The sequence below is a fragment of the Allobosea sp. TAF32 genome, from assembly GCF_052113585.1.
In the GTDB taxonomy this organism is placed as follows: Bacteria; Pseudomonadota; Alphaproteobacteria; order Rhizobiales; family Beijerinckiaceae; genus Allobosea.
In genome coordinates, this window is the sequence record NZ_JBFRDM010000016.1 from 17,035 (window position 1) to 36,223 (window position 19,189).

Annotated in this window: 19 protein-coding genes and 1 pseudogene; 11 read left to right on the forward strand and 9 right to left on the reverse strand. The window is 62.7% G+C overall.

Annotated features, from left to right (window positions below; genetic code table 11):
- Positions 1 to 2 precede the first annotated feature (2 nt).
- The 6 genes from AB4Z16_RS26860 to AB4Z16_RS26885 all read right to left on the reverse strand — a co-directional run bounded on the left by AB4Z16_RS26860 (position 3) and on the right by AB4Z16_RS26885 (position 6,632).
- Complete coding sequence (locus tag AB4Z16_RS26860; RefSeq protein ID WP_441514382.1) at positions 3 to 890, reverse strand: tripartite tricarboxylate transporter substrate-binding protein; 888 nt, start codon at positions 888 to 890, stop codon at positions 3 to 5.
- A gap of 145 nt (positions 891 to 1,035) precedes the next feature.
- Entirely contained in the window at positions 1,036 to 1,698 is a 663-nt protein-coding gene (locus AB4Z16_RS26865; RefSeq protein WP_441514383.1) for an aspartate/glutamate racemase family protein, read from the reverse strand.
- A 10-nt stretch (positions 1,699 to 1,708) separates the two neighbouring features.
- Complete coding sequence (locus tag AB4Z16_RS26870; protein WP_441514384.1) at positions 1,709 to 2,776, reverse strand: ABC transporter ATP-binding protein; 1,068 nt, start codon at positions 2,774 to 2,776, stop codon at positions 1,709 to 1,711.
- Positions 2,769 to 4,454 carry an ABC transporter permease gene (locus AB4Z16_RS26875; protein ID WP_441514385.1) on the reverse strand — a complete coding sequence of 562 codons (1,686 nt, stop codon included), beginning with the start codon at positions 4,452 to 4,454 and terminating at the stop codon, positions 2,769 to 2,771. Before AB4Z16_RS26875 ends, AB4Z16_RS26870 begins: the two co-directional genes overlap by 8 nt.
- Before the next feature lie 26 nt (positions 4,455 to 4,480).
- Positions 4,481 to 5,584: an ABC transporter substrate-binding protein gene (locus AB4Z16_RS26880; RefSeq protein ID WP_441514386.1), complete on the reverse strand. Its 1,104-nt coding sequence runs from the start codon at positions 5,582 to 5,584 to the stop codon at positions 4,481 to 4,483.
- A gap of 148 nt (positions 5,585 to 5,732) precedes the next feature.
- Positions 5,733 to 6,632: a GntR family transcriptional regulator gene (locus AB4Z16_RS26885; RefSeq protein WP_441514387.1), complete on the reverse strand. Its 900-nt coding sequence runs from the start codon at positions 6,630 to 6,632 to the stop codon at positions 5,733 to 5,735.
- A 138-nt stretch (positions 6,633 to 6,770) separates the two neighbouring features.
- Here AB4Z16_RS26885 and AB4Z16_RS26890 point away from each other — a divergent pair, with 138 nt between their 5' ends.
- Genes AB4Z16_RS26890 through otnC form a run of 4 tightly spaced genes read left to right on the forward strand, consistent with a single transcriptional unit; the run spans position 6,771 to position 10,458 of the window.
- Positions 6,771 to 7,847, forward strand: a complete 1,077-nt coding sequence (locus tag AB4Z16_RS26890; RefSeq protein ID WP_441514388.1) for an isocitrate/isopropylmalate dehydrogenase family protein — start codon at positions 6,771 to 6,773, stop codon at positions 7,845 to 7,847.
- A gap of 1 nt (position 7,848) precedes the next feature.
- Complete coding sequence (locus AB4Z16_RS26895; RefSeq protein ID WP_441514389.1) at positions 7,849 to 8,631, forward strand: transporter substrate-binding domain-containing protein; 783 nt, start codon at positions 7,849 to 7,851, stop codon at positions 8,629 to 8,631.
- A gap of 37 nt (positions 8,632 to 8,668) precedes the next feature.
- Positions 8,669 to 9,949: a 3-oxo-tetronate kinase gene (gene otnK, locus AB4Z16_RS26900; protein ID WP_441514390.1), complete on the forward strand. Its 1,281-nt coding sequence runs from the start codon at positions 8,669 to 8,671 to the stop codon at positions 9,947 to 9,949.
- Positions 9,946 to 10,458, forward strand: a complete 513-nt coding sequence (otnC, locus tag AB4Z16_RS26905; RefSeq protein WP_441514391.1) for a 3-oxo-tetronate 4-phosphate decarboxylase — start codon at positions 9,946 to 9,948, stop codon at positions 10,456 to 10,458. The genes otnK and otnC overlap by 4 nt, the downstream gene beginning before the upstream one ends.
- A gap of 262 nt (positions 10,459 to 10,720) precedes the next feature.
- Here the strand turns inward: otnC and AB4Z16_RS26910 are convergent, their stop codons facing one another.
- Positions 10,721 to 11,407, reverse strand: a complete 687-nt coding sequence (locus AB4Z16_RS26910) for a Crp/Fnr family transcriptional regulator (protein WP_441514392.1) — start codon at positions 11,405 to 11,407, stop codon at positions 10,721 to 10,723.
- Between the two features lie 192 nt (positions 11,408 to 11,599).
- Between AB4Z16_RS26910 and AB4Z16_RS26915 the strand changes: the two genes are divergently transcribed.
- The 7 genes from AB4Z16_RS26915 (at position 11,600) to AB4Z16_RS26945 (ending at position 18,276) form a co-directional block, all read left to right on the forward strand.
- On the forward strand, positions 11,600 to 11,821 hold the full coding sequence (locus AB4Z16_RS26915) for a hypothetical protein (RefSeq protein WP_441514393.1): 222 nt from the start codon (positions 11,600 to 11,602) through the stop codon (positions 11,819 to 11,821).
- 20 nt (positions 11,822 to 11,841) lie between these two features.
- The gene (locus AB4Z16_RS26920; RefSeq protein WP_441514394.1) at positions 11,842 to 13,587 is read left to right on the forward strand and encodes an alkyl/aryl-sulfatase; all 1,746 of its coding nucleotides are present in this window, start codon (positions 11,842 to 11,844) and stop codon (positions 13,585 to 13,587) included.
- A 100-nt stretch (positions 13,588 to 13,687) separates the two neighbouring features.
- Entirely contained in the window at positions 13,688 to 13,918 is a 231-nt protein-coding gene (locus AB4Z16_RS26925; RefSeq protein ID WP_441514395.1) for a hypothetical protein, read from the forward strand.
- A 14-nt stretch (positions 13,919 to 13,932) separates the two neighbouring features.
- On the forward strand, positions 13,933 to 14,256 hold the full coding sequence (locus AB4Z16_RS26930; RefSeq protein ID WP_441514396.1) for an HdeA/HdeB family chaperone: 324 nt from the start codon (positions 13,933 to 13,935) through the stop codon (positions 14,254 to 14,256).
- A 487-nt stretch (positions 14,257 to 14,743) separates the two neighbouring features.
- Positions 14,744 to 14,893, forward strand: a complete 150-nt coding sequence (locus AB4Z16_RS26935) for a hypothetical protein (RefSeq protein ID WP_441514397.1) — start codon at positions 14,744 to 14,746, stop codon at positions 14,891 to 14,893.
- A gap of 197 nt (positions 14,894 to 15,090) precedes the next feature.
- Positions 15,091 to 16,446: an MltF family protein gene (locus tag AB4Z16_RS26940; protein ID WP_441514398.1), complete on the forward strand. Its 1,356-nt coding sequence runs from the start codon at positions 15,091 to 15,093 to the stop codon at positions 16,444 to 16,446.
- Between the two features lie 264 nt (positions 16,447 to 16,710).
- Positions 16,711 to 18,276 carry a mechanosensitive ion channel family protein gene (locus AB4Z16_RS26945; RefSeq protein WP_441514399.1) on the forward strand — a complete coding sequence of 522 codons (1,566 nt, stop codon included), beginning with the start codon at positions 16,711 to 16,713 and terminating at the stop codon, positions 18,274 to 18,276.
- A 297-nt stretch (positions 18,277 to 18,573) separates the two neighbouring features.
- Here AB4Z16_RS26945 and AB4Z16_RS26950 read toward each other — a convergent pair whose 3' ends face one another.
- Both AB4Z16_RS26950 and AB4Z16_RS26955 read right to left on the reverse strand, forming a co-directional pair.
- Positions 18,574 to 18,873, reverse strand: coding sequence for an SOS response-associated peptidase family protein (locus AB4Z16_RS26950; protein ID WP_441514400.1), 300 nt, complete (start codon positions 18,871 to 18,873; stop codon positions 18,574 to 18,576).
- A 35-nt stretch (positions 18,874 to 18,908) separates the two neighbouring features.
- Positions 18,909 to 19,187 (reverse strand): annotated as a pseudogene (locus AB4Z16_RS26955) (SOS response-associated peptidase family protein); the annotation flags it as partial.
- Positions 19,188 to 19,189 lie beyond the last annotated feature (2 nt).

A 19,189-nucleotide genomic window follows, 5' to 3' on the forward strand; every position in this document is an offset into this window, starting at 1 on the left:
GCCTAATCGGGCTTGAAGCCCGCCTTGTTGAGGATCTCGGCCCAGCGGTCGATTTCCGAGTTTACGAGTTTCTGCATCGTTGACCCGCCGCGTTCGTCCGCATTCGGCACGCGCGCGCCAATGGTGGAAAGCCGCTTCGCCACCTCAGGGTCGTTGAGCGCGGTTGCTATGGACGTCTCCAGGATATCCAGGACCGGCTTGGGCGTATTCTTCGGTGCGAAGAGCCCGGTCCAAGTCTCCGACACGAATTCGGGGAGGCCCGCTTCCGCAGCCGTCGGAACCTCAGGCAGTGTCTGTGAGCGATCCTTCGCGGCCACCACGAAGGCTTTCACCAGACCCGACTGTACCTGCCCGGCAACCGAAGCGACCAGATCGCAAGACCCGTCGATTTTGCCTGCAATGACGTCGTTGATCGTCTGGCCGAAACCACGATAGGGCACATAGGTCGGAGGTGCCTGGATCAAGCCAAAGAATTGAAGGCACGTCATGTGAGAGGCCGCTCCATTTCCGGAGTGGCCAAAGGTCAACTGAGCTTTCTTTTGCTTGGCGAGAGCGATGAATTCTTTCAGATCGTTCGCAGGGAAGTCTTTGCGAACGAAGATGATGTTCGGGGTCGCCGCAACGATGCCGAGGTACGCGAAATCCGACCGCGGGTTATGTGGCAATCTTGGCATCACGGTTACCGCCGCGGCGAGTGTGCCCGTGTGCCCCAACCCAATGGTATATCCGTCAGGCTGGGCATTCTTGACGCGAGCCGTGCCCGTTGCTCCGCCCGCGCCGCCCACATTCTCAATGATGACGGCCTTGCCGAGCGCCTTGCCCATGCCCTCGGCGAGGATCCGACCAGTTGCATCGGCGGCGCCGCCGGCCGCGAACGGGACGATCATCATGATCGGCCGCTCCGGGAACGCCTGTGCACCGGTAGACGCGAATCCTGCGCATAAGAGGACACCCGCAAGGATTGCTCTGGCTCCGGCCGCCGTCATTGTCATTTAGGCCTCCCTGGTTACGGCTCGGCTTCGCGAGCTTCGTTCTTCAGTTCTCCAGCAGGCGCCGGAGTTTCCGGACAGCGGCATCGGGCGATGACAGGACGAGACGGGAGGTCGCGGCCTTGCACGCCGCGAGTGCCCTCGACGTCGAAAAGTGCGCGAGCAGAAGGGCGTCGCATTGCCCGATTTCGGTCGCACCCTCCGCGACACGGCGGTTGTGCGTTTCCGCGTCACCGCCGCGCAGGGCCTCGATCGCCCCGGCGGCAAGGTGCGTCCTGATCCGGGCGGTCGGTCTGATCCGCTTCGCCTCCTCGAAGAATTCCTCCTCCATCCCGGCGACCGCGGGTCCGAAGGTCGCGACCATGCCGATGTCGTCACCGACGCCGAGTGCTTCCTCGAACATCGCCTCGTTCGGCTTGAGCACCGGGATCGGCAGGGCCCGGGCCGCTGCCTCGATCGCCGTGCCGAAGGCCGAGCACGTGAAGAGGATCGCCTTTGCTCCAGTCGAGGCGCCGTAGGCGGCGAGCGCTCCGATGCGGTTGGAGAGTTCCTCCGTCAGTGCCCCCGCTGCGGCGCGATCGATGGCCAGCCCGTCGTCGAGGACGCCGAGCGGCTCCGCTTCCGGCCAGAGGTCTCGGAACGACAGCGCGATCGGATCGACGGCCACCATGGTGGCATGGATCAGGGCGATACGGGTGCGCTTGATCATCGAGCGAACTTCACGGGTTGAACAGCCAGGTTGCCGAGGCCGGGATCCGGCAGTGGGCGACTGGGCCGGGGAGTTCGTCATGGCCCTGGGCGCGCAGGCGCAGGTCCCCGCGCTTCAGGCGGTACTCCCATTTCTCGCCGAGATAGATGCAGCCCTCGACATCGAACGGAGCACTGTCCGGAACGGCATCCGCCGTGACCGAGATCGCCTCCATCCTGATGACGGCTTTGACCGAGGCAGGATCGGCCGGGGGGTCTCTGTCTTTCCAGATGCCTGCAAGGGACAGCCCGGCACAGTCGATCGCGTCAGGCTTATCGGCGTCACGGACGAGCTTGCCTGCGAGGACGTTATTCGCACCCATGAAATCGGCGGCGTAGAACGTCTCCGGCTTGCCATAGATTTCGCGCGGGCTGCCGGACTGCACGATGCTCCCACCCTTCAGGAGCAGCACCTGGTCGGCAATGGCAAGAGCCTCGGCCTGATCATGCGTCACCATAATCGCGCAGATTTCCAGCTCTAGGATCAGCTTGCGGATCCAGAACCGCGCTTCCTCGCGCAGTTTGGCATCGAGATTGGAGAGCGGCTCGTCGAGCAGCAGGACCTTGGGTTCGTAGACGAGAGCCCGGCAGATCGCGACACGCTGCTGCTGTCCGCCGGAGAGCTGGTCTGGATAGCGCGCGGCAAGATGGGCAAGCCCGAGTTTGTCGAGGATGGCCTCAACCTTCGTCTTGATCTCGCTCTGGGGCAGATTCCGGAGCTTCAGTCCATAGGCGACGTTGTCGAATACGGATCGGTGCGGCCATAGGGCATAGGATTGGAACACCAGCCCGATCTTCCGTTGTTCCGGGGGCAGGGCGACGCCCGCCTTGTCGTCCAGAACGGGTGTGCCGCCGATCGCGATCCGCCCGATTTCCGGCTGTTCAAGGCCGGCGATGCAACGCAGCAGTGTGGTCTTGCCGCTACCGGAGGCACCGAGCAGCGCGACGATGCGGCCCTTCTGTGCGGTGAAGCTGGCGCCGGAGAGGATTTGAAGGCCGCCCAGCCATTTTTGGACGTTGTCGACAACGAGATCAGTCATGGATCTTGGCTCCGAGGCGCAGGGCGAGCGTGAGCCCGACCGCGGTCAGCAGGATCGAGATGAAGGAGAGCGCGGCGATCTGGTCCATCGCGCCGGAGGTCAGAAGGGAGACCATCAGAGAGCCGATGACCTCGGTCCCGGAGCTCATCAGGTAGACGCCGGTGGCGTACTCCCGGAGGAAGACGATCATGATCATCGCCCAGGCCCCGGCGAGACCGGGCCTGACCAGCGGGATCACGACGTCGCGCCAGGTCCTGAAGGTGGTGGCGCCGGCGGTACGCGCCGACTCCTCGAGTTCGGGAGCGACCTGCAAGAGTGTCGCCTGGATGATGCGCAGCCCGTAGGACAAGCCGACGATGATGTAGGCGATCAGCAGGCTGAACAGCGTCGTGCGCAGCGGCACGAGGAACGGCACGAATAGGAACAGCCAGAAGAAGGCGAGGCCGACGATCAGCCCCGGCAAGGCGCGCGGGATCAGGACGGAATAATCCAGCAGCGTGCCGGTCTTGCCGTGGTTGCGGTGACCGGCAAGGCCGACCATCAGATAGAAGCCGACGGCAACGGCTCCGCCGACCGCAGCGAGCAGGATCGTGTTGATGATGCCGCGGGAGAGGCTGGGCAGCTCGAAGATGCGCCTGAAGTTGTCGAGCGTCAGTTGCTCGGTGATGCGGATGCCTTCACCCCAATTCTCGACGAATGCACGCAGGATCACGCCGCCGACGGGGAGGAAGACCGAGACGATCAGCCAGATGCCGATGATCGAGAGCGCGATGATCTGTCCGGCCCGACCGAGTTTCAGCAGGTTGGTGCGCGCACCCTTGCCACCGACGGCCGCAAAGCGACGGGCATGGCGCAGCAGCCGGCGCTGGATGAAGACGAGGGGCAGCGTGATCAGGATCAGGAAGACGGTGACCGCTGCCATCACCTGGTAGGTCGGCGCACCGAAGATCGTGTTGACCTTGTAGATATAGGTCGTGAGCACGAGGATGCCGTTGGGATCGCCGAGGACGAGCGGGATACCGAAGGTCTCGAAGCCCAGCAGCAGGTTCAGCGCCGCGCTGAAGACTAGCGCCGGCAGAACCATCGGCAGGGTGACATCGAGCGAGACGCGCCAGACGCTGGCACCTGCCGTGCGTGCGGCTTCCTCGAGATCGCTGGGGAGCCGCCGCATCGCCGAGGCGACATAGAGATAGACGGTCGGGACGTGGCTGAGGCCACCGATCAGGATGATGCCCGGTAGGGTGTAGATGCTCCACGGCGCCGATCCGAAGATGCTCTTGAACGCGATCGTGACGAAGCCGGACGGTCCGATCGCGACCGTGTAGCCGAAGGCGAGCACGATCGAGGACAGGAACATCGGCACGAGCACGAGAGGCTCGAGCCAGCCGCGCCCCTTCAGATCCGTCCGCGTGATCAGGAAGGCCAGGATTCCGCCCAGCGGCACGGCGACGAGCACCATGCCGAAGGCGTAGAGCGTGGTCGTCCAGAGCGCCCGGTAGAACTCGGGATCGGTGAGGATGAACTCGTAGGCTTCGAGACTTGGCCGGGCGGATTCGTCGAAGAACGGCGCATTCAGGAAGCTCTGGTAGATGATCAGGACGGCCGGAGCCGCGACCATCGCGAACAGGGCCAGGATGACGGTGGCCCTATAGCGCGGCGCTTGTGCAGCGAGTGACATGATGACGGCTCCGGGAACTGCGCGGCTCAGCCGCGCAGCGCCTCCTTCCAGCGGCGGAAGAACTCAGCGCGGTTCTTCGGCTCCGTGGCTTCCAGCAAGGCGGTCGTGATCGGGATCGGCTTCAGATTGCCGTTCGCCATCTCGTTGAGCTTGGCGAGGTTGAGGCCGCTGGTGACGTCGGTGCGGATCGATGGAGCCCCGTTGGCCGCCAGCGCGGACTGCCCGGCGGGCGAGAGAAGGAAGTCAAGGAAGACGCGGGCCGCGTTGGGATGGGGAGCGCCCTTCGAGATATTCGCCACGCGCGAGAAGGCCGCCGTGTAGTCCGAGGTCAGGATGTAGCCGAGTGCCGGGTTCTTTGCCGCCCATTCGATGGCGTAGGAGGCGATGATGTTGAAGGCGAAGACGTGCTCTCCGGAGACGATCTTCTCCCGCATCGCACCCGAGCTGCCGTAGATCTTGCCGTCGGCGGCGCCGAAGGCCCGGACGAGATCGAACGTGTCGGACCGCGTCTTCGCGTCGTTGTTGAAGAACAGGAACCCGGTCCCGCTCTTCTCGGGATCGAAGGTCGCGAGCTTGCCCTTCAGCGCGTCCTTGTTGTCCTTCATGAAGGCGAGCAACTCGACGCGCGTCTGCGGCAGCTTCAGCGATGCCGTCTGCGCCTTGTTGTAGAGGATCCCGACCGGCTCGGCCGTCGTGCCGTAGAGCGTGTCGTTGAAATTCGCCCAGTCCGGCAGCTTCCCGGTCTCCGGAGACTTGTAGGCTTCAGCCAAACCACGCTGCACGAGCACCATTTGGAGATCCATCGCGGACGTCCAGACGACGTCGGAGCCGACCTGCTTGGCGGCGGCTTCGGAGATCACGCGGTTGTAGGCGCCGTTGGTGCCGATGTCGTTGTAGTCGACGCGGATGCCGGGGAAGGCGGCCTTGAAGGCCTCGACCAGCGGGCGCCCCTGCACATCGTCGGTCGATGTGTAGATCGACACCGCGCCCTCGGCTTTCGCCTTCTCGACGACGTTCTTGTAATCGGCCGGATAGCCGGTGGGGATCGTTTGAGCCCCGGCGGAGTACCCGAAGCTCAGTGCGCTCACACCAGCCGCGGAGCCGAGAACGAATTGGCGACGATTGATCATGCTGAAGCCTCCCGCATGGTTGTTGTTATCGGGGCAACTTAGCAGCAGGATTGGTTTTAGCAATATCTAAAACCAACTGACTTTGTGCATAGTTCGTCCGGCCCTGGAAACCGGGGTGTATTGGGGCGGGAGGGAGGCGGGGTAGGCTCTAACTCGGCTCGTGCCGCGGGTGAATGACCGGCGACTTGGATGCCAGGGCGCCGCTCAGGTGTCGCCGCATCAGATGCGCGGCTTCAAGATTGTCGCCGCGGGCAAGGAGGTCGAGGATCTGAAGGTGCTCGAGGCTTTGCAGCGAAATGCGCTTAGGATCGACTTTCAGGCGATACTCCGCCAGGCGGCGCAACTGGTTTGCCCGTTCCAGGGCCTGGAAGAACATCGGATTGTTCGACATCCGGATGATCGCCTCGTGAAACTCGGCCCCTGCGGCGGTCATCGCTGCCGGGGCCATTCCTTCGAGCTTACCGGACGCAAGTCGCTCCTGGGTCTTCCGGAGAGCCGCGGCAGAGCGCTTATCGAAGCAGAAGGTCGGTTCCAATAGGGCTGCCGGTTCGATGACGGCACGAAACCGGTAGATCGCTTCAAAGGCTTCGGCTGTCTTGGCGACCTGACGCAGCTTCCAGCCGTAGCCCGGCTTGGGCTCGGCCCATCCTTCTCTCGCGGCTCTCAGCAGAAGTTCCTGGGCCTGGGCGCGCGAAAGGCCGTACCGATCCCGGATTGCCTGCTCTGTCTGGTCTGCGCTGATCCTGTCGTGCAGCCAATCCTCTGCGAAAAGGTAATAGGGCTCATCGACGGCCGGAACCAGTGGCTCGATCTCGCTCGCGCGGTTTCCGGAGGGTGTCGGGAGAACGAAGAAGCCACGATTCCGGCGGCTTTCGATCAATCCTTTACTGGACAGAAGCGATAGCGCTTCCCGAACAGGCGAGCGCGAGACTTCGAAGCGTGCTGCCAGCGCCTCCGTCGCCAGATGTGAGCCGGGTTCGAGTTCGCCCATGCCGATCTGGGCGACGATGTCGTTGGCGATACGAAGGGCGAGGGGGCTGCTTGCCATGCGCGGGGCGTGTGACCGTGGTGTTGGGCTTGTACGTCTATAGCGATCCAAATTGGCTAAAGCCATCTTGACCGATGATTGGTTTTAGATGATGCAATAGCCAATTCCAAGGCCTGGGCCCGAAACTGAGGAAATACCATGAAGATTCTTGTCTTGCCATGTGACGGCATCGGGCCGGAAATCGTGGCCGCGTCGATCGGAGTTCTGGAGGTCGCCAGCGACAAGTTCGGCCTCGACCTCGCCTTCGACCACGATGATGTCGGGTTCAAGAGCCTCGAGAAGCACGGTACCACGCTGCGCGAAAGCGTGCTGGACAAGGCCCGCGCCGATTACGACGGGGTAATCCTGGGCACCCAGTCCCATGCTGATTATCCGGCGCCGGAGAAGGGTGGCCGCAACGTCTCGGCGGGCTTCCGGATCGGACTCGACCTTTACGCCAACGTCCGCCCTGCGCGCACACGCCCCTTCATCGAATCCAACATGAAGCCCGGCAAGACGATGGACCTCGTTATCATGCGCGAGGCAACGGAAGGCTTCTATCCCGACCGCAACATGCATCTGGGCTGGGCCGAGCTGATGCCGTCGCCGGACATGGCGATCTCGCTCCGCAAGATAACCGCCCACTGCTCGAACCGCATCGCCCGGCGCGCCTTCGAGCTCGCTGCCAAGCGCCGCAACAAGGTCACTGCCGTCCACAAGGTCAACAGCTTCCATCAGACCGACGGCCTGTTCCTGCGTGAAGTGCGCAAGGTGGCGCTGGAATTCCCCCAGGTGCAGCTCGACGACTTGCTAATCGACGCCTCGACCGCGCATCTGGTGCGCAATCCCGAGCGGTTCGACGTCATCTGCGCGACCAACTTCTACGGCGACATCATCTCCGATCTGGCAAGCGAGCTCTCTGGGAGCCTCGGCCTGGCGGGTTCGATGATGGCGAGCGACACCCATTGCTGCGCTCAGGCCCAGCACGGGTCGGCACCGGACATCCAGAACCAGGACAAGGCGAATCCGGTCTCGATGATCCTGTCCTGCGGCATGCTCTTGCAGTGGCTGGGCGAGAAGCGTGGTCTGCCCGTGTTCGAACAGGCTTTCCACGCCATCGACAAGGCGATCGACGAGGTCTTAACCGATCCGGTATCGCGCACCCCGGACCTCGGCGGCAAGACCGGCACGAAGCGCTTCGGCCAGCTCGTCGCCGAGACGCTGAAGGCCGCCTGAGATGTCCGTGACAGTGGAGAGGCTGAAGGCCAAGCTCGGGCCTGCTCCGATGGAGGTCCGCGCGGCTCTCTCGCGGCACGGCAAGCTCCGGGCTGGGATCAACCTCTCGAACTTCCTGCTCGTTTCCAGCCGGACGCCCGACGGCGGTCCGGCCGGGGTGTCCCCGGACATGGCGGCGGCCATGGCCGCCTGTCTCGACCTGCCGCTGGAATACGTCTCGTACGAGAACCCGGGCAAGCTCGCCGATGCGGCCGAGCGCGACGAGTGGGATGTCGGGCTGGTCGCGGCCGAGCCGCAACGTGCTGCCGTGATCGACTTCACCTCGGCTTATGCCGAGATTGAGGCGACCTATCTGCTACCGCCGGGATCCACCCTCCGGGAGATCTCGGAAGTCGATCGGAAGGGCCACCGGATCGCGGCCGCGGCGCGTACCGCCTACGGCCTTTGGCTCGAGCGCAACGTCCACGAGGCCGAGATGGTCTGGGGCAATGGCTTCGAGGAGACCTACAGGTTGTTCATCGACGGCAAACTCGATGCTCTGGCCTGTCTTCGCCAAAAGCTGATCGAGGAGCAGGCCCGGCTGCCTGGATCAAAACTGCTGACGGGCCGCTTCATGTCCGTGCAGCAGGCGATCGGAACGCCCAGGGTATCCGGTATCGCTATCGACTATATCCGCGCATTCGTGGAGGCAGCAGTCGACATCGGTCTCGTTGCTGAGTTGATCGCGAAGCATGGCGTGATCGGTTTGACGGTCGCTACCCGGGAAGCGGGTCGAGCGGCCTGAGCCCCTCGGCCAATCCCCTTCAGCAACGTAGGGATGAGTGCGACATGCTTATCGGCGTCATCGCGGACGACTCACCGGCGCGAGTGACATCGCGAACACCCTCGCCAAGGGTGGCGGGGGGGCCCCAGGCCTCGCAACAACGCAATTTCTCGGCGTACCGTCGCGGCCCGCCGATCCTGAATGCCAGGCGGGTTTAGTTGCACTGAAGAGCAGGTCGATCCCTGCCGGAGAGGCAGTGGAGCAATCCCTCGCGGCTCTTGCCTGGCTCCGGCAGCAGGGCTGTCTTCAGATCGTCTTCAAATACTGTTCGACCTTCGACGCGACGGCCGAAGGCAATATCGGTCCCGTCGGTGAGGCGATTGCCGCGGAGCTCGGGGGTCGTGGCGTGGTTGCGTGCCCGGCCTTCCCGGGCGCCGGTCGTAGCGTCTACATGGGTAATCTCTTCGTCGGCGACGTGCCGCTCAACGAGTCGAGCCTCCGGCATCATCCGCTCACGCCAATGACGGACAGCGACATCCGTCGCTGGCTGCGCGCCCAGTCGAGCCAGCCGGTGGGCTTCATACCCTGGACCACGGTGTCGAAAGGTGCTGACGAGTTGCGCGCCGCGTTGGCCAAATGCGCCGCCTATTGCGAGACGCTGGTTATTGTCGATGCTCTCACCGATGAGGACCTGCTCGCGATCGGAGAGGCATGCGTTGAAGCACCCTTCATCACCGGAGGATCGGGAATCGCGATCGGCCTGCCGCGGAATTTCCTTCGCGCCGGTTTGGTCGAGACGGCGCAGAGGACATTCCGTCCCGTACAGGGGCGCGGAGCAATACTCGCCGGAAGTTGTTCGCAGGCGACGCTCGCGCAGATCGCCGAGCACGAGAGGGCGCATCCGGTGCTCCGATTGCCCGTGGTCGAAATCGTCGAGGGGGGCGTCACCGCGGCGGATGTGATCGACTTCGTCGAGCGCAACGAGGGCAGGGCGCCTCTGGTCAGCACATCGCAGCCTCCCGGAGTCGTTCGCGCCTTGCAGGCTCGCTTCGGAACCGAAGTTGTCGCGCACGCGATAGACAGCCTGTTCGCGGAAGCAGCCACGGCCCTGGTTTCGAGAGGGCTCCGGCGTCTGGTCGTTGCCGGCGGCGAGACCTCTGGCGCGGTCGCTTCGGCGCTGGGTGTCGAATCCTTGGACATCGGGCCGGAGATCGCTCCCGGAGTGCCCGCCGTGTCGACGCAGAATGGTCGCCTTGCGCTCGCCATCAAATCCGGGAACTTCGGGCAGGTTGATTTCTTCGCGCGGGCACTGGCGGCGCTTGAAGGAACCGCGGGATGAGCGAAGCCGCTACGCGTGCCGAACTCGTGAGGCTCGGCCGCTCGCTGTTCGAGCGCGGCTACTCAGTTGGGTCCTCTGGCAACATCAGCGCCGCGGTCGACGATGGCATCCTGATCACCCCGACGAATTCCTGCCTTGGCTTCCTTGAGGCGGAACGCCTCGCCAAGATCGACCGTCACGGGAGACATGTCTCGGGCGACAAGCCATCGAAGGAGATTTTCCTTCACAAGGCCTTCTACGAGACGCGCCCGGGCACCGGAGCCGTGGTTCATCTGCACTCGACCTATGCTACTGCCCTTTCCTGCCTGAATGGTATCGACGAGGAAGACGCTGTTCCCTCTTTGACGCCCTACGTCGTTATGCGCGTTGGAGCAGTCCGGCGACTGCCTTATGTGCGGCCCGGCGATCCGAGGATGGGCGAGATGATCCGGGACCTCCATGGGCGCAAGGCAGCCGTTCTACTCGCCAACCACGGTCCGGTCTGGCGCTGTCTGAACAGCCTTCGATAGGCATCGCCGCGACATTCACTACCTCCGCACAGGCAGGTGAATCAGAAAAGCAGTAGCATCGTCTGTTCCGGCATGTGAGCATGGTTCGCGTGATTTGTCGAACTGTTTGGCGGTAGAGAACTATTGGAATAATTTTATAATTCCACTGCTCGCGCGAAGGAAATTGGTTCATTTGCTTCGGTTCACGAAAGGACTTCGGATGTCCGGTGCTGTGGCTGTTCACGTGACGGCCCGCCAAGGAGCGATCCGGCAGCGCTACTCCTCAACCTTCACGGCTGATCTTCTTGAGCGCCTCGGCGTCGACGATCTCGAGCGAGCGGTACCCGGTTCTGACGAATCCCGCTTCCGCGATATTCAAGAGGGCCCGACGAACGCTCGATCGAGTCATCCCGATCAGTCGGCCAAAGTCGTCCTGGTTGCCTTGAACACGACCCTCGCCGTCCGCCAGGCGAAGGAGAAGTTTTGCTATCCTGGCGCGCGGAGTCAGGGCGAGCGCCTCCGCCAGCAATGTCAGGGCCACTCCCAGGTTGGCAAAGCTCTGCTCGTAGAGGATCCGCCAATATCCGGGATCGTGCTCTAGCAATTCCCTGAGGGGGCCGATCGGAATATGGAGTACGCGGCTGTCCAGAGCGGAGGAAAGGCCCACAAGGCGCGTTGCACCCGCCATCAGGGCGGCCTCGCCGATCCAGAAGCCCGGCTCCGCCCGATAAATGGTCACCGGTTCATCGCTGATGAGCGGGAAGGTAACTTCGAGCGCGCCGCTCGCAAGTCCATACATCCCGTTCGGCTCGTCACCGGCATTGTAGATGGCTTCTCCGGCAGCAAAATGCCGCCAGCGCGCGTTATTTGCCACCCAGCTCCTAAAGTGTTCGGGCTGGTCGGCGAGCCAACCAACACGGTCAAGTGGGTCAAGTTTTATCGGTTGATCTTCTTTGTTGAATTGGTTCATTTGATCCAATTGCCTTGTTGCACTGCAATGCAAGTTAAGGGGTTGCCTTGCTCTCGCAATCAGAACAAGATCGCGACGTCGTCGTTTTTCGGAATTTCGTGAACCGGATACAAATCAAAACTCTGTATTAATTAGACTAATTTCCGGCAAGAAAGATCCGTTAGCGGCAAGGCGCGGGTGTTCGGAGGGAATATGACGTCTAGATTTAATCTAATCACGGGCCTTTCTGTTTTTGCTCTTTTTGCCGCGGGCGCTGCGTTGCCCGCATTGGCCCAGGGGCAGGACGCCAGAAAGGACGCTGCGGAAGCCACCAAGCAAGCCAACGCTGCGCTCCTGCGTCAGTTGCCTTTCCAGGATACCACTGACTTCCAGAACGCGAAGAAGGGTTTCATCGCCGCTCTCCCAGCGAAGTGATCAAGGGGCAGGCAGGCAATGTGATCTGGAATCCCGGCCAGTACGCCTTCATCAAGGAAGGAGTGGCCGCACCTGACACCGTGAATCCGAGCCTGTGGCGCAACGCCCAGCTCATCAACATTTCGGGCCTCTTCGAAGTCACGAGCGGCCTCTATCAGATCCGCAATCTCGACCTGTCTAACATGACCATTGTCGAGGGCACCGAAGGCGTCACGGTCATCGATCCGCTCGTCTCCGCGGAGACGGCGAAGGCCGGCATGGACCTCTATTTCAAGAACCGTGGCCAGAAGCCGGTCAAGGCCGTCATCTATACGCACAGCCATGTCGACCATTACGGCGGCGTCAGGGGGGTGATCTCCGACGAGGATGTGAAATCCGGGAAGACGAAGGTCTATGCGCCGGATGGCTTCCTCGAGGCTGCCGTGGCCGAGAACGTGATGGCCGGCAACGCCATGAGCCGCCGCGCCAGCTACATGTACGGCAATCTTCTGCCTCCGGATCCGAAAGGGCAGATCGGCGCTGGGCTTGGGACGACCACATCGGCGGGAACGGTGACCCTCATTGCGCCTACGAACACCATCACCAAGACCGGTCAGAAGGAAGTCATCGACGGGCTGACCTATGAGTTCCTGATGGCTCCCGGCTCAGAAGCGCCATCGGAGATGCTTTGGTTCATCGAGGAAAAGAAGGCGATGGAGGCGGCCGAGGACGCAACCCATACCCTTCACAACACCTATTCGCTGCGCGGCGCGAAGATCCGCGAACCCCTGCCGTGGTCGAAGTACCTCAATCAGGCTCTCGAAATGTGGGGCGACAAGGTCGAAGTGCTCTTCGCCCAGCACCACTGGCCGACCTGGGGCAATGGCAACGTCAAGGAGCTCCTTGAGAAGCAGCGCGATCTGTATCGCTACATCAATGATGAGACACTTCGCAAGGTTAACCACGGAATGACCATGCGAGAGATCGCAGAGACATTCACGCTGCCTGACAGTTTGGGCCATTTCTGGGCCAACCGTGGCTACTATGGCTCGATCTACCACGACGTGGCGGCGACCTATGTGCTATATCTCGGCTGGTTCGACGGCAATCCCGCGACCCTTCAGGAGTTGCCGCCGGTCGAGGCGAGCAAGAAGTACGTCGAGCTCGCAGGTGGCGCGGACGCGCTGCTCGAGAAGGCGAGGAAGTCGTTCGCCGCGGGCGAGTTCCGTTGGGTTGCGCAGGTGGTCAATCACGCTGTGTTCGCGGACCCGAAGAACCAGGCAGCGAAGGATCTTCAGGCCGACGCGTTGGAGCAACTCGGCTATCAAGCGGAGTCGGGGCCTTGGCGGAACTTCTATCTGACCGGTGCACAGGAACTCCGGAAGGGCGTTGCGGAGCTGCCGACGCCCAACACAGCCAGCCCCGACACCATCAAGGCGATGAATCTCGGGCTGTTCTTCGACTATCTCGGCGTGCGCCTGAATGCTGAGAAGGCGGCGGCGGCGAAGGCGAGCTTCAACTTCGACTTTTCCGATACGAACGAAAAGTATTTCGTTCAGCTTGAGAACGGGGTGCTCAACAATACCGCTGGTAAGAGCGTCAATGGTGCCGACGTTTCAATGACATTGACCCGTTCCACGCTCAACGACATCATTCTCCAGCAGACTTCGCTGGATGATGCCCTGAAGGCGGGCAGCGTGAAGCTCACGGGCGACAAGGCCAAGCTCACCGAACTCGTCTCTTATCTCGACAAATTCCCGTTCTGGTTCAACATCGTTACGCCGTGAGACACGACAGAGCCAAGCCTGCTTTAATGGCAGGCTTGGCTCATCTTGCTATCCGGCGTCAAAGCCTGCGGCCTGGCGGGGTGTTCCCAGGAAGATCCGGGTGCTCGTCGAAGCGGTCTCGCAAGGACTGCTTCAGGCGAGCCCGTCGCTGCTCAATCCTGAAGACAGAGGCAAGACACCCGGCTTGGCGCTGGCGGTTATCGACGCCGACTTGAACGGGTTGGGGCTCCCTGCGGGCGCGACGGCTCAGGTAGCGGTTTATCTCGTACCGATCGCTGTCGTCCGCCGCGTCCTGCTGCGGATGAAGAGTTGGCTGAACTACATCGTGTGAAGAAGGAGGCTGTGATGAAGAAGTTCGTGCTATCGACCGTCCTTGTGCTGATCTGCGGTGCCGCGTCGGCTCAAGTTCCGCTGTCCAACTATGCTGACAAGGACGGCTACGTGGATGTCCAGAAGCTGACCTGTGGCCAACTGGCCGGTACCTTCCAGGAGGATGCCGACTTGTTGGCCGCCTGGTACAGCGGCTGGTATAACGGCTTGGCGAAAGCCCACCGGGCCAAGATTACCCGCGTGAAGGACGACCTCCATGAGGTGATCGTCTACTGCAAGGCGAACCAGAACATCACGGTCATCAAGGCGATCGACACTCTCTTCAAAAAGAAGAAGTGACATTCGCTGCCTGCGAGTCGGCCGAACCGGTCGACCAATGACATCCTGGACCTCGACGGTGGGCGATGCCGTTCGCCCACCTCCTTCAACCAAGAGAGAAGGAGAGCCCATGCTTCGCGTCTCGTTCCTGGCGTCCGCTCTGTTGATCGGCATCCTCGCGCCGATCGAAGCGTCCGCAATCTCCGCAGGCCCGCCGATGGAGGACTCATCGCTGCAATCTGCGGAATACGTCCAGTATCGCGGCCGGGCGGTCAGGCGGGGCGGGATGGTGGGGCCCAGAGGTGGAGCCATCGCTCGCCGCGGCTACGTTGCGCGGGGGCCCCGCGGCGCGGTTGCTGGCAGAGGATACGTCGCGCGTGGACCACGTGGGAACGTCGTAGCCGGCCGCGGTCGCGTGGCGGTGAGACCGGGCTATCGACCCGTTCCGATCCGGCCGGGCTATCGCGCCGGCTGGGTGCGTCCTGCCTCGTATTGGTGGCATCCCGGCATGGCCGTCGCATCGGGCGCTGCGATCGGGTTTGCGACGGCAGCGGCCGCCTCCGCCTATATCAACTCGCAGCCGCCGGCCCCCGGCTATTGCTGGTTCTATACGAACCCGGAGCGCACGCAGGGCTTCTGGGACGTATGCCCGAATTGAAGACGAGCGATGCTTCGATGGACAAGGCGGCTTCATCTACGGCCGAGCCTTAGCGGTCCAATCTTCAGCGTTTCATACCGCTTCTGACGACGAAAGGACTAGGGGTGATCGGTTCGATGCGGCGGCTGGCTTCCCTAGGCCTGATACTTACTTGCCTCTCGGCTACCGCCGCGGCTCAGACCGTGCCAAAGGCACCCGTGACCGCGAGCCTGCCTCAACTCAAGCCCTGGCAGGGTGATCTGGACGGCATGCTCGAGCGTCGGGTCATCAGAATACTCGTTCCGTACAGCAAGACGCTCTTCTTCATTGATCGAGGGCGCCAGTTCGGCGTCGTCGCCGTACTCGGGCAGCGCTTCCAGACCTGGATAAACCACCGTCACAAGACCAAGGCCCTCGCCATCACGGTGGCCTTCGTGCCTGTCCCGCGGGGCGATTTCGAGCGATCGCTGAACGAGGGACGCGGGGACATCGTCGCCGGGAACTTGACCATCACGCCGGAGCGGCAGGCGCTGGCGGATTTCGCCGAACCTTGGATGACACAGGTCAAGGAGGTCATTGTCATTGGTCCGTCGGCGCCCGAGATGTCCGACCTCGCGGCGCTCGCAGGGCGCGAGATCTATGTCAGGGAGAGCAGCAGCTATGCCACCCACCTCCGCGAGCTCAGCAAGGGCTTCGAAGCGAAGGGGCTGAAGCCAATTCGGATCAAGGCGGCCGACGAGAACCTGGAGGACGAGGACATCCTCGAGATGGTCGGTGCCGGGCTGCTCCCGTTCGCCGTCGTCGACGATCACAAGGCGGCGCTATGGTCGCTCGTCTTCCCGACGCTGAAGGTCAGGTCAGACCTGGCGATCAGCAGCGGCGGCTCAGTCGCATGGGCATTCCGGAAGGGCTCTCCCCAACTCCAAGCGGAACTCGCCGCCTTCGTGAAGGAACACGAGCTCGGGACCGCCTTCGGGAACGATGTGAAGCGGCGCTACTTCGCCAGCGACAGGGTCGTGAAGAACGCTTATTCCCCGGAAGACGCGAAGCGCTTCAAGGAGCTCGTGACGCTCTTCCGCTCCCATGGCGAGGCGTATCGTTTCGACTGGCTGATGCTGATGGCGCAGGGCTATCAGGAATCGCAGCTCGACCAGAGCAGGCGCAGCCATCGCGGGGCGGTCGGCGTGATGCAGTTGCTGCCGAAGACGGCCGCGGCGAAGCCGATCGAGATCACCGGGGTCGACAAGGATGCCGACCGGAACATCCAGGCCGGTGCCGCCTACATGCGGCATATCACCGAGACCTATATCGCGAAAGATCCAGCGGTCGACGCGCGAAACCAGGTGCTCTTCGCCTTTGCTGCCTACAATGCCGGGCCCGGTAATCTCCGAAAATTTCGACGCATCGCCCGCGAGAAAGGCCTCGACCCCAACGTCTGGTTCGGGAACGTCGAGCATGCGGCCGCGCAGGTCGTGGGGCGCGAGACGGTCCAGTACGTCAGCAACATCTACAAATATTTCGTCGCCTATTCGCTCATCCTCCAGCAGCAGGAACAAGCCGCTGCTTCGCGATGACCTTCCTCTCGATGCGAGATACCGCCGATGGCTGCCGAGGCTTTGACTGCCGATCTCGAAGCCGGGCCGGCCATCATCGATCGCTTCCTGACACAGTTCGAAGCAGGGGCTGCGCAACGGTATGCGGGCTGGCTCGATATCCGCGACGACCTTCGCGCCTTTGCCGCTGCCGTCGAGGCGGCAGGCTATAACCCGGCCACCTTGATGTTCCTTGTCGCGGCGACCTATGTCGCGACATTCCTGGCCACGGGGGTCATCGCGAGATTGATCGCGGGCCGGACCCACGCAAGTTCGTTCATCAGCTTCGCGGCATGGATTGCCAGTGCCAGCATCGTTCTGGTGGCGGTCTGGGCGTTGTCGGCTTCACTCGCTTCCAGCGCTGTGTCCCGCAGTGCCAACCTGAACGTCGCCGTGGTCGCGACGATTGCGGCCGCGATCTGCATCCCGCTGGCGGCCAGTCGCTATTCCGTATTTCGGCCGTGGCGTCGAGATCTGGCTGTAGCTGTCGGTGTGGCCTCGATCGGGCTCGCCTTGCTGGCGTGCCTGCGTGCTTGGCAAGCGCCGTATCCGCTCCGGGACGTAATCGCCACCTTCGCTGTCAGCTTGCCGTTCACGGTACTGGTGGCGGTCGCGTACATTCGGCATCGCTCGCTCATCACGACGGCCTTGTCCTTCGGAAGCCCGGCGACGTCGATGCGCCGGAGGATGGCAGCGACCTGGCCGTGGCTCGTGGTGGCGCTGGTGATCCTCGCTTTCGCCTATATGCAGATGGCGTTGATGCTGGGGCGACCGACCCGGGGCGGGCCACTTCTGCTCTCCCTGCTTCTCGTTCTCGCCGCGCCGCATATCGATGTGGTGATCGAGCGTCGAGGCCGATCTGCGGCTCGCGTCCCCGGAAGCGAGATCGCCGGAGCATTGTGGCGCACCCTGCGGGTCGTGGCGGCGGCCGCTATCGTGGCGACGCTCGCGGGCCTTTGGCTCGCACCGGTCGTCGGGCTCATCGGCATCCCGCGCGGAGTGATTCTGATCAAGGCTGCCGAGATCTTGCTGTTGGTCGCCATCATCGCTTTTTGCTGGAGCTGGGTGGCGATCCTGGCGACGCGTATTAGACCAGCGCCGGTCGACGATCCGGAAGGCGGCGGAGCGATCGTCGGGACGCGGCTCACCACGGTGGGACCGCTGCTCGTCGGCGCGGCCAAGGCTGCGCTGCTGACTCTCGGCGGGCTCACCGTGCTGGTCATGCTCGGTGTCAACGTCTGGCCGCTGATCACCGGCCTCTCCATCTTCGGGCTGGCGATCGGGCTCGGCTCGCAGACCCTGGTGAAGGACGTCGTCGCAGGCCTCTTCTTCCTCGTCGACGACGCCTTCCGTCAGGGCGAGTACATCGAAAGCTCGGGGGCCAAGGGCACGGTCGAGAAGATATCGCTGCGCTCGGTCTCGCTGCGCCACCCACGGGGCGCCGTGGCGACGATCCCGTACGGTCAAATCGGCAAGATCCAGAACTTCAGTCGGGACTGGGTGATCGAGAAACTCCTGTTTCGAGTTCCGCTCGACACCGACGTCGAACTCGTTCGCAAGCTGTTCAAAAAGGTCGGGCAAGAGATCGCGGCCGATCCCGAGTTGAATGCCGACCTCATGGAGCCCTTCAAGTGCCAAGGCATCGCGGCCCTGGAGGAAGGGACGCTGGTGATCCGGGGCAAGTTTAAGGCCAGGGCTGGCTATCAATTCCAGATCCGGAAGGCCGTCCTCTCCAAAGTTCGGGGCATCTTCCAGGAGAATGGCATCAAGCTGGTACCGAAGCCGCTACAGGTGCCGCAGATGAACGCATGACGCCCCGCTGCGGTGGCCAATCGTCCCGCACTCCTCTAGCATCGGACCGACGCCCATAGCGAATGCCGTCAAGCGTTCGCTTTCCGGAGGGTGTCAAATGTCCGCTCTTGGCGCAATTCAGCTATTCGTCAACGATCGGAGCAACGCCCACTTCCAACTCAAGTGAAACGCGGGCCGCCTGGAGTGATCAAAACAAGCTGCCTTGGGGCGGTGATTCCGTAAGGGAAGGGGGTGAGTCCGACTCTGGTTCGACCGGCTCCGCTGTAGCGGGATCGTCGTCGCCGACCTTTGCGTTGTTCATCCGGCTGTTGACGATCCATTCCCGCAGTTCGGGCGGGGGGGGTCCAAGAGATCCTTTCCACCAGTGCCGTCGAGCCAGGCATCGAAGTCCTTGGGATGCAGCATCGCGGGCATCCTGTGGTGGATGGCTGACATCCATTTGTCGGCATCCCGCGTGATGACGGTGCAGGAAACGATCTCGACACCCGTTTCCGGATCGGTCCATCGATCCCACAGGCCAGCGAACGCCAGCAATCCGCCGTCGGCAGCACTGATCCGATGCGGGATCTTCTCTTCTCCCCCTTTGCACCCGTCCACTCGTAGAACGCGCTCGCGGGCACGATGCAGCGCCGCTTGACGAAGGCCGAGCGAAACATCGCGCTGTCGCTCATTCGATCGGAACGCGCGTTATGGGTCGACCCGACCTCCGAAACGGTTTTCTTCCACCACGCCGGAACCAGGCGGGCTTTCCGAAACTCCCGACCGGCCTCGGTCTTCACGATGATGTCGATTCGGTGGTCGGCGACGTTGCACCGGGCCTGAATGTTCGGCCGATCCGAGCGCACGGTCAGAGGTTGGCTGAAGGCGACGATCTCGTCCCAGGTGTAGGCTTGGCTGAATCGTCCGCACATCC

Coding starts and splice junctions, on each gene's coding strand:
- AB4Z16_RS26860 (WP_441514382.1), bottom strand. CDS start 890: ATGATGATCGTCCCGTTCGCGGCCGGCGGCGCCGCCGATGCAACTGGT.
- AB4Z16_RS26865 (WP_441514383.1), bottom strand. CDS start 1,698: ATGATCAAGCGCACCCGTATCGCCCTGATCCATGCCACCATGGTGGCC.
- AB4Z16_RS26870 (WP_441514384.1), bottom strand. CDS start 2,776: ATGACTGATCTCGTTGTCGACAACGTCCAAAAATGGCTGGGCGGCCTT.
- AB4Z16_RS26875 (WP_441514385.1), bottom strand. CDS start 4,454: ATGTCACTCGCTGCACAAGCGCCGCGCTATAGGGCCACCGTCATCCTG.
- AB4Z16_RS26880 (WP_441514386.1), bottom strand. CDS start 5,584: ATGATCAATCGTCGCCAATTCGTTCTCGGCTCCGCGGCTGGTGTGAGC.
- AB4Z16_RS26885 (WP_441514387.1), bottom strand. CDS start 6,632: ATGGCAAGCAGCCCCCTCGCCCTTCGTATCGCCAACGACATCGTCGCC.
- AB4Z16_RS26890 (WP_441514388.1), top strand. CDS start 6,771: ATGAAGATTCTTGTCTTGCCATGTGACGGCATCGGGCCGGAAATCGTG.
- AB4Z16_RS26895 (WP_441514389.1), top strand. CDS start 7,849: ATGTCCGTGACAGTGGAGAGGCTGAAGGCCAAGCTCGGGCCTGCTCCG.
- otnC (WP_441514391.1), top strand. CDS start 9,946: ATGAGCGAAGCCGCTACGCGTGCCGAACTCGTGAGGCTCGGCCGCTCG.
- AB4Z16_RS26910 (WP_441514392.1), bottom strand. CDS start 11,407: ATGAACCAATTCAACAAAGAAGATCAACCGATAAAACTTGACCCACTT.
- AB4Z16_RS26915 (WP_441514393.1), top strand. CDS start 11,600: ATGACGTCTAGATTTAATCTAATCACGGGCCTTTCTGTTTTTGCTCTT.
- AB4Z16_RS26930 (WP_441514396.1), top strand. CDS start 13,933: ATGAAGAAGTTCGTGCTATCGACCGTCCTTGTGCTGATCTGCGGTGCC.
- AB4Z16_RS26935 (WP_441514397.1), top strand. CDS start 14,744: ATGGCCGTCGCATCGGGCGCTGCGATCGGGTTTGCGACGGCAGCGGCC.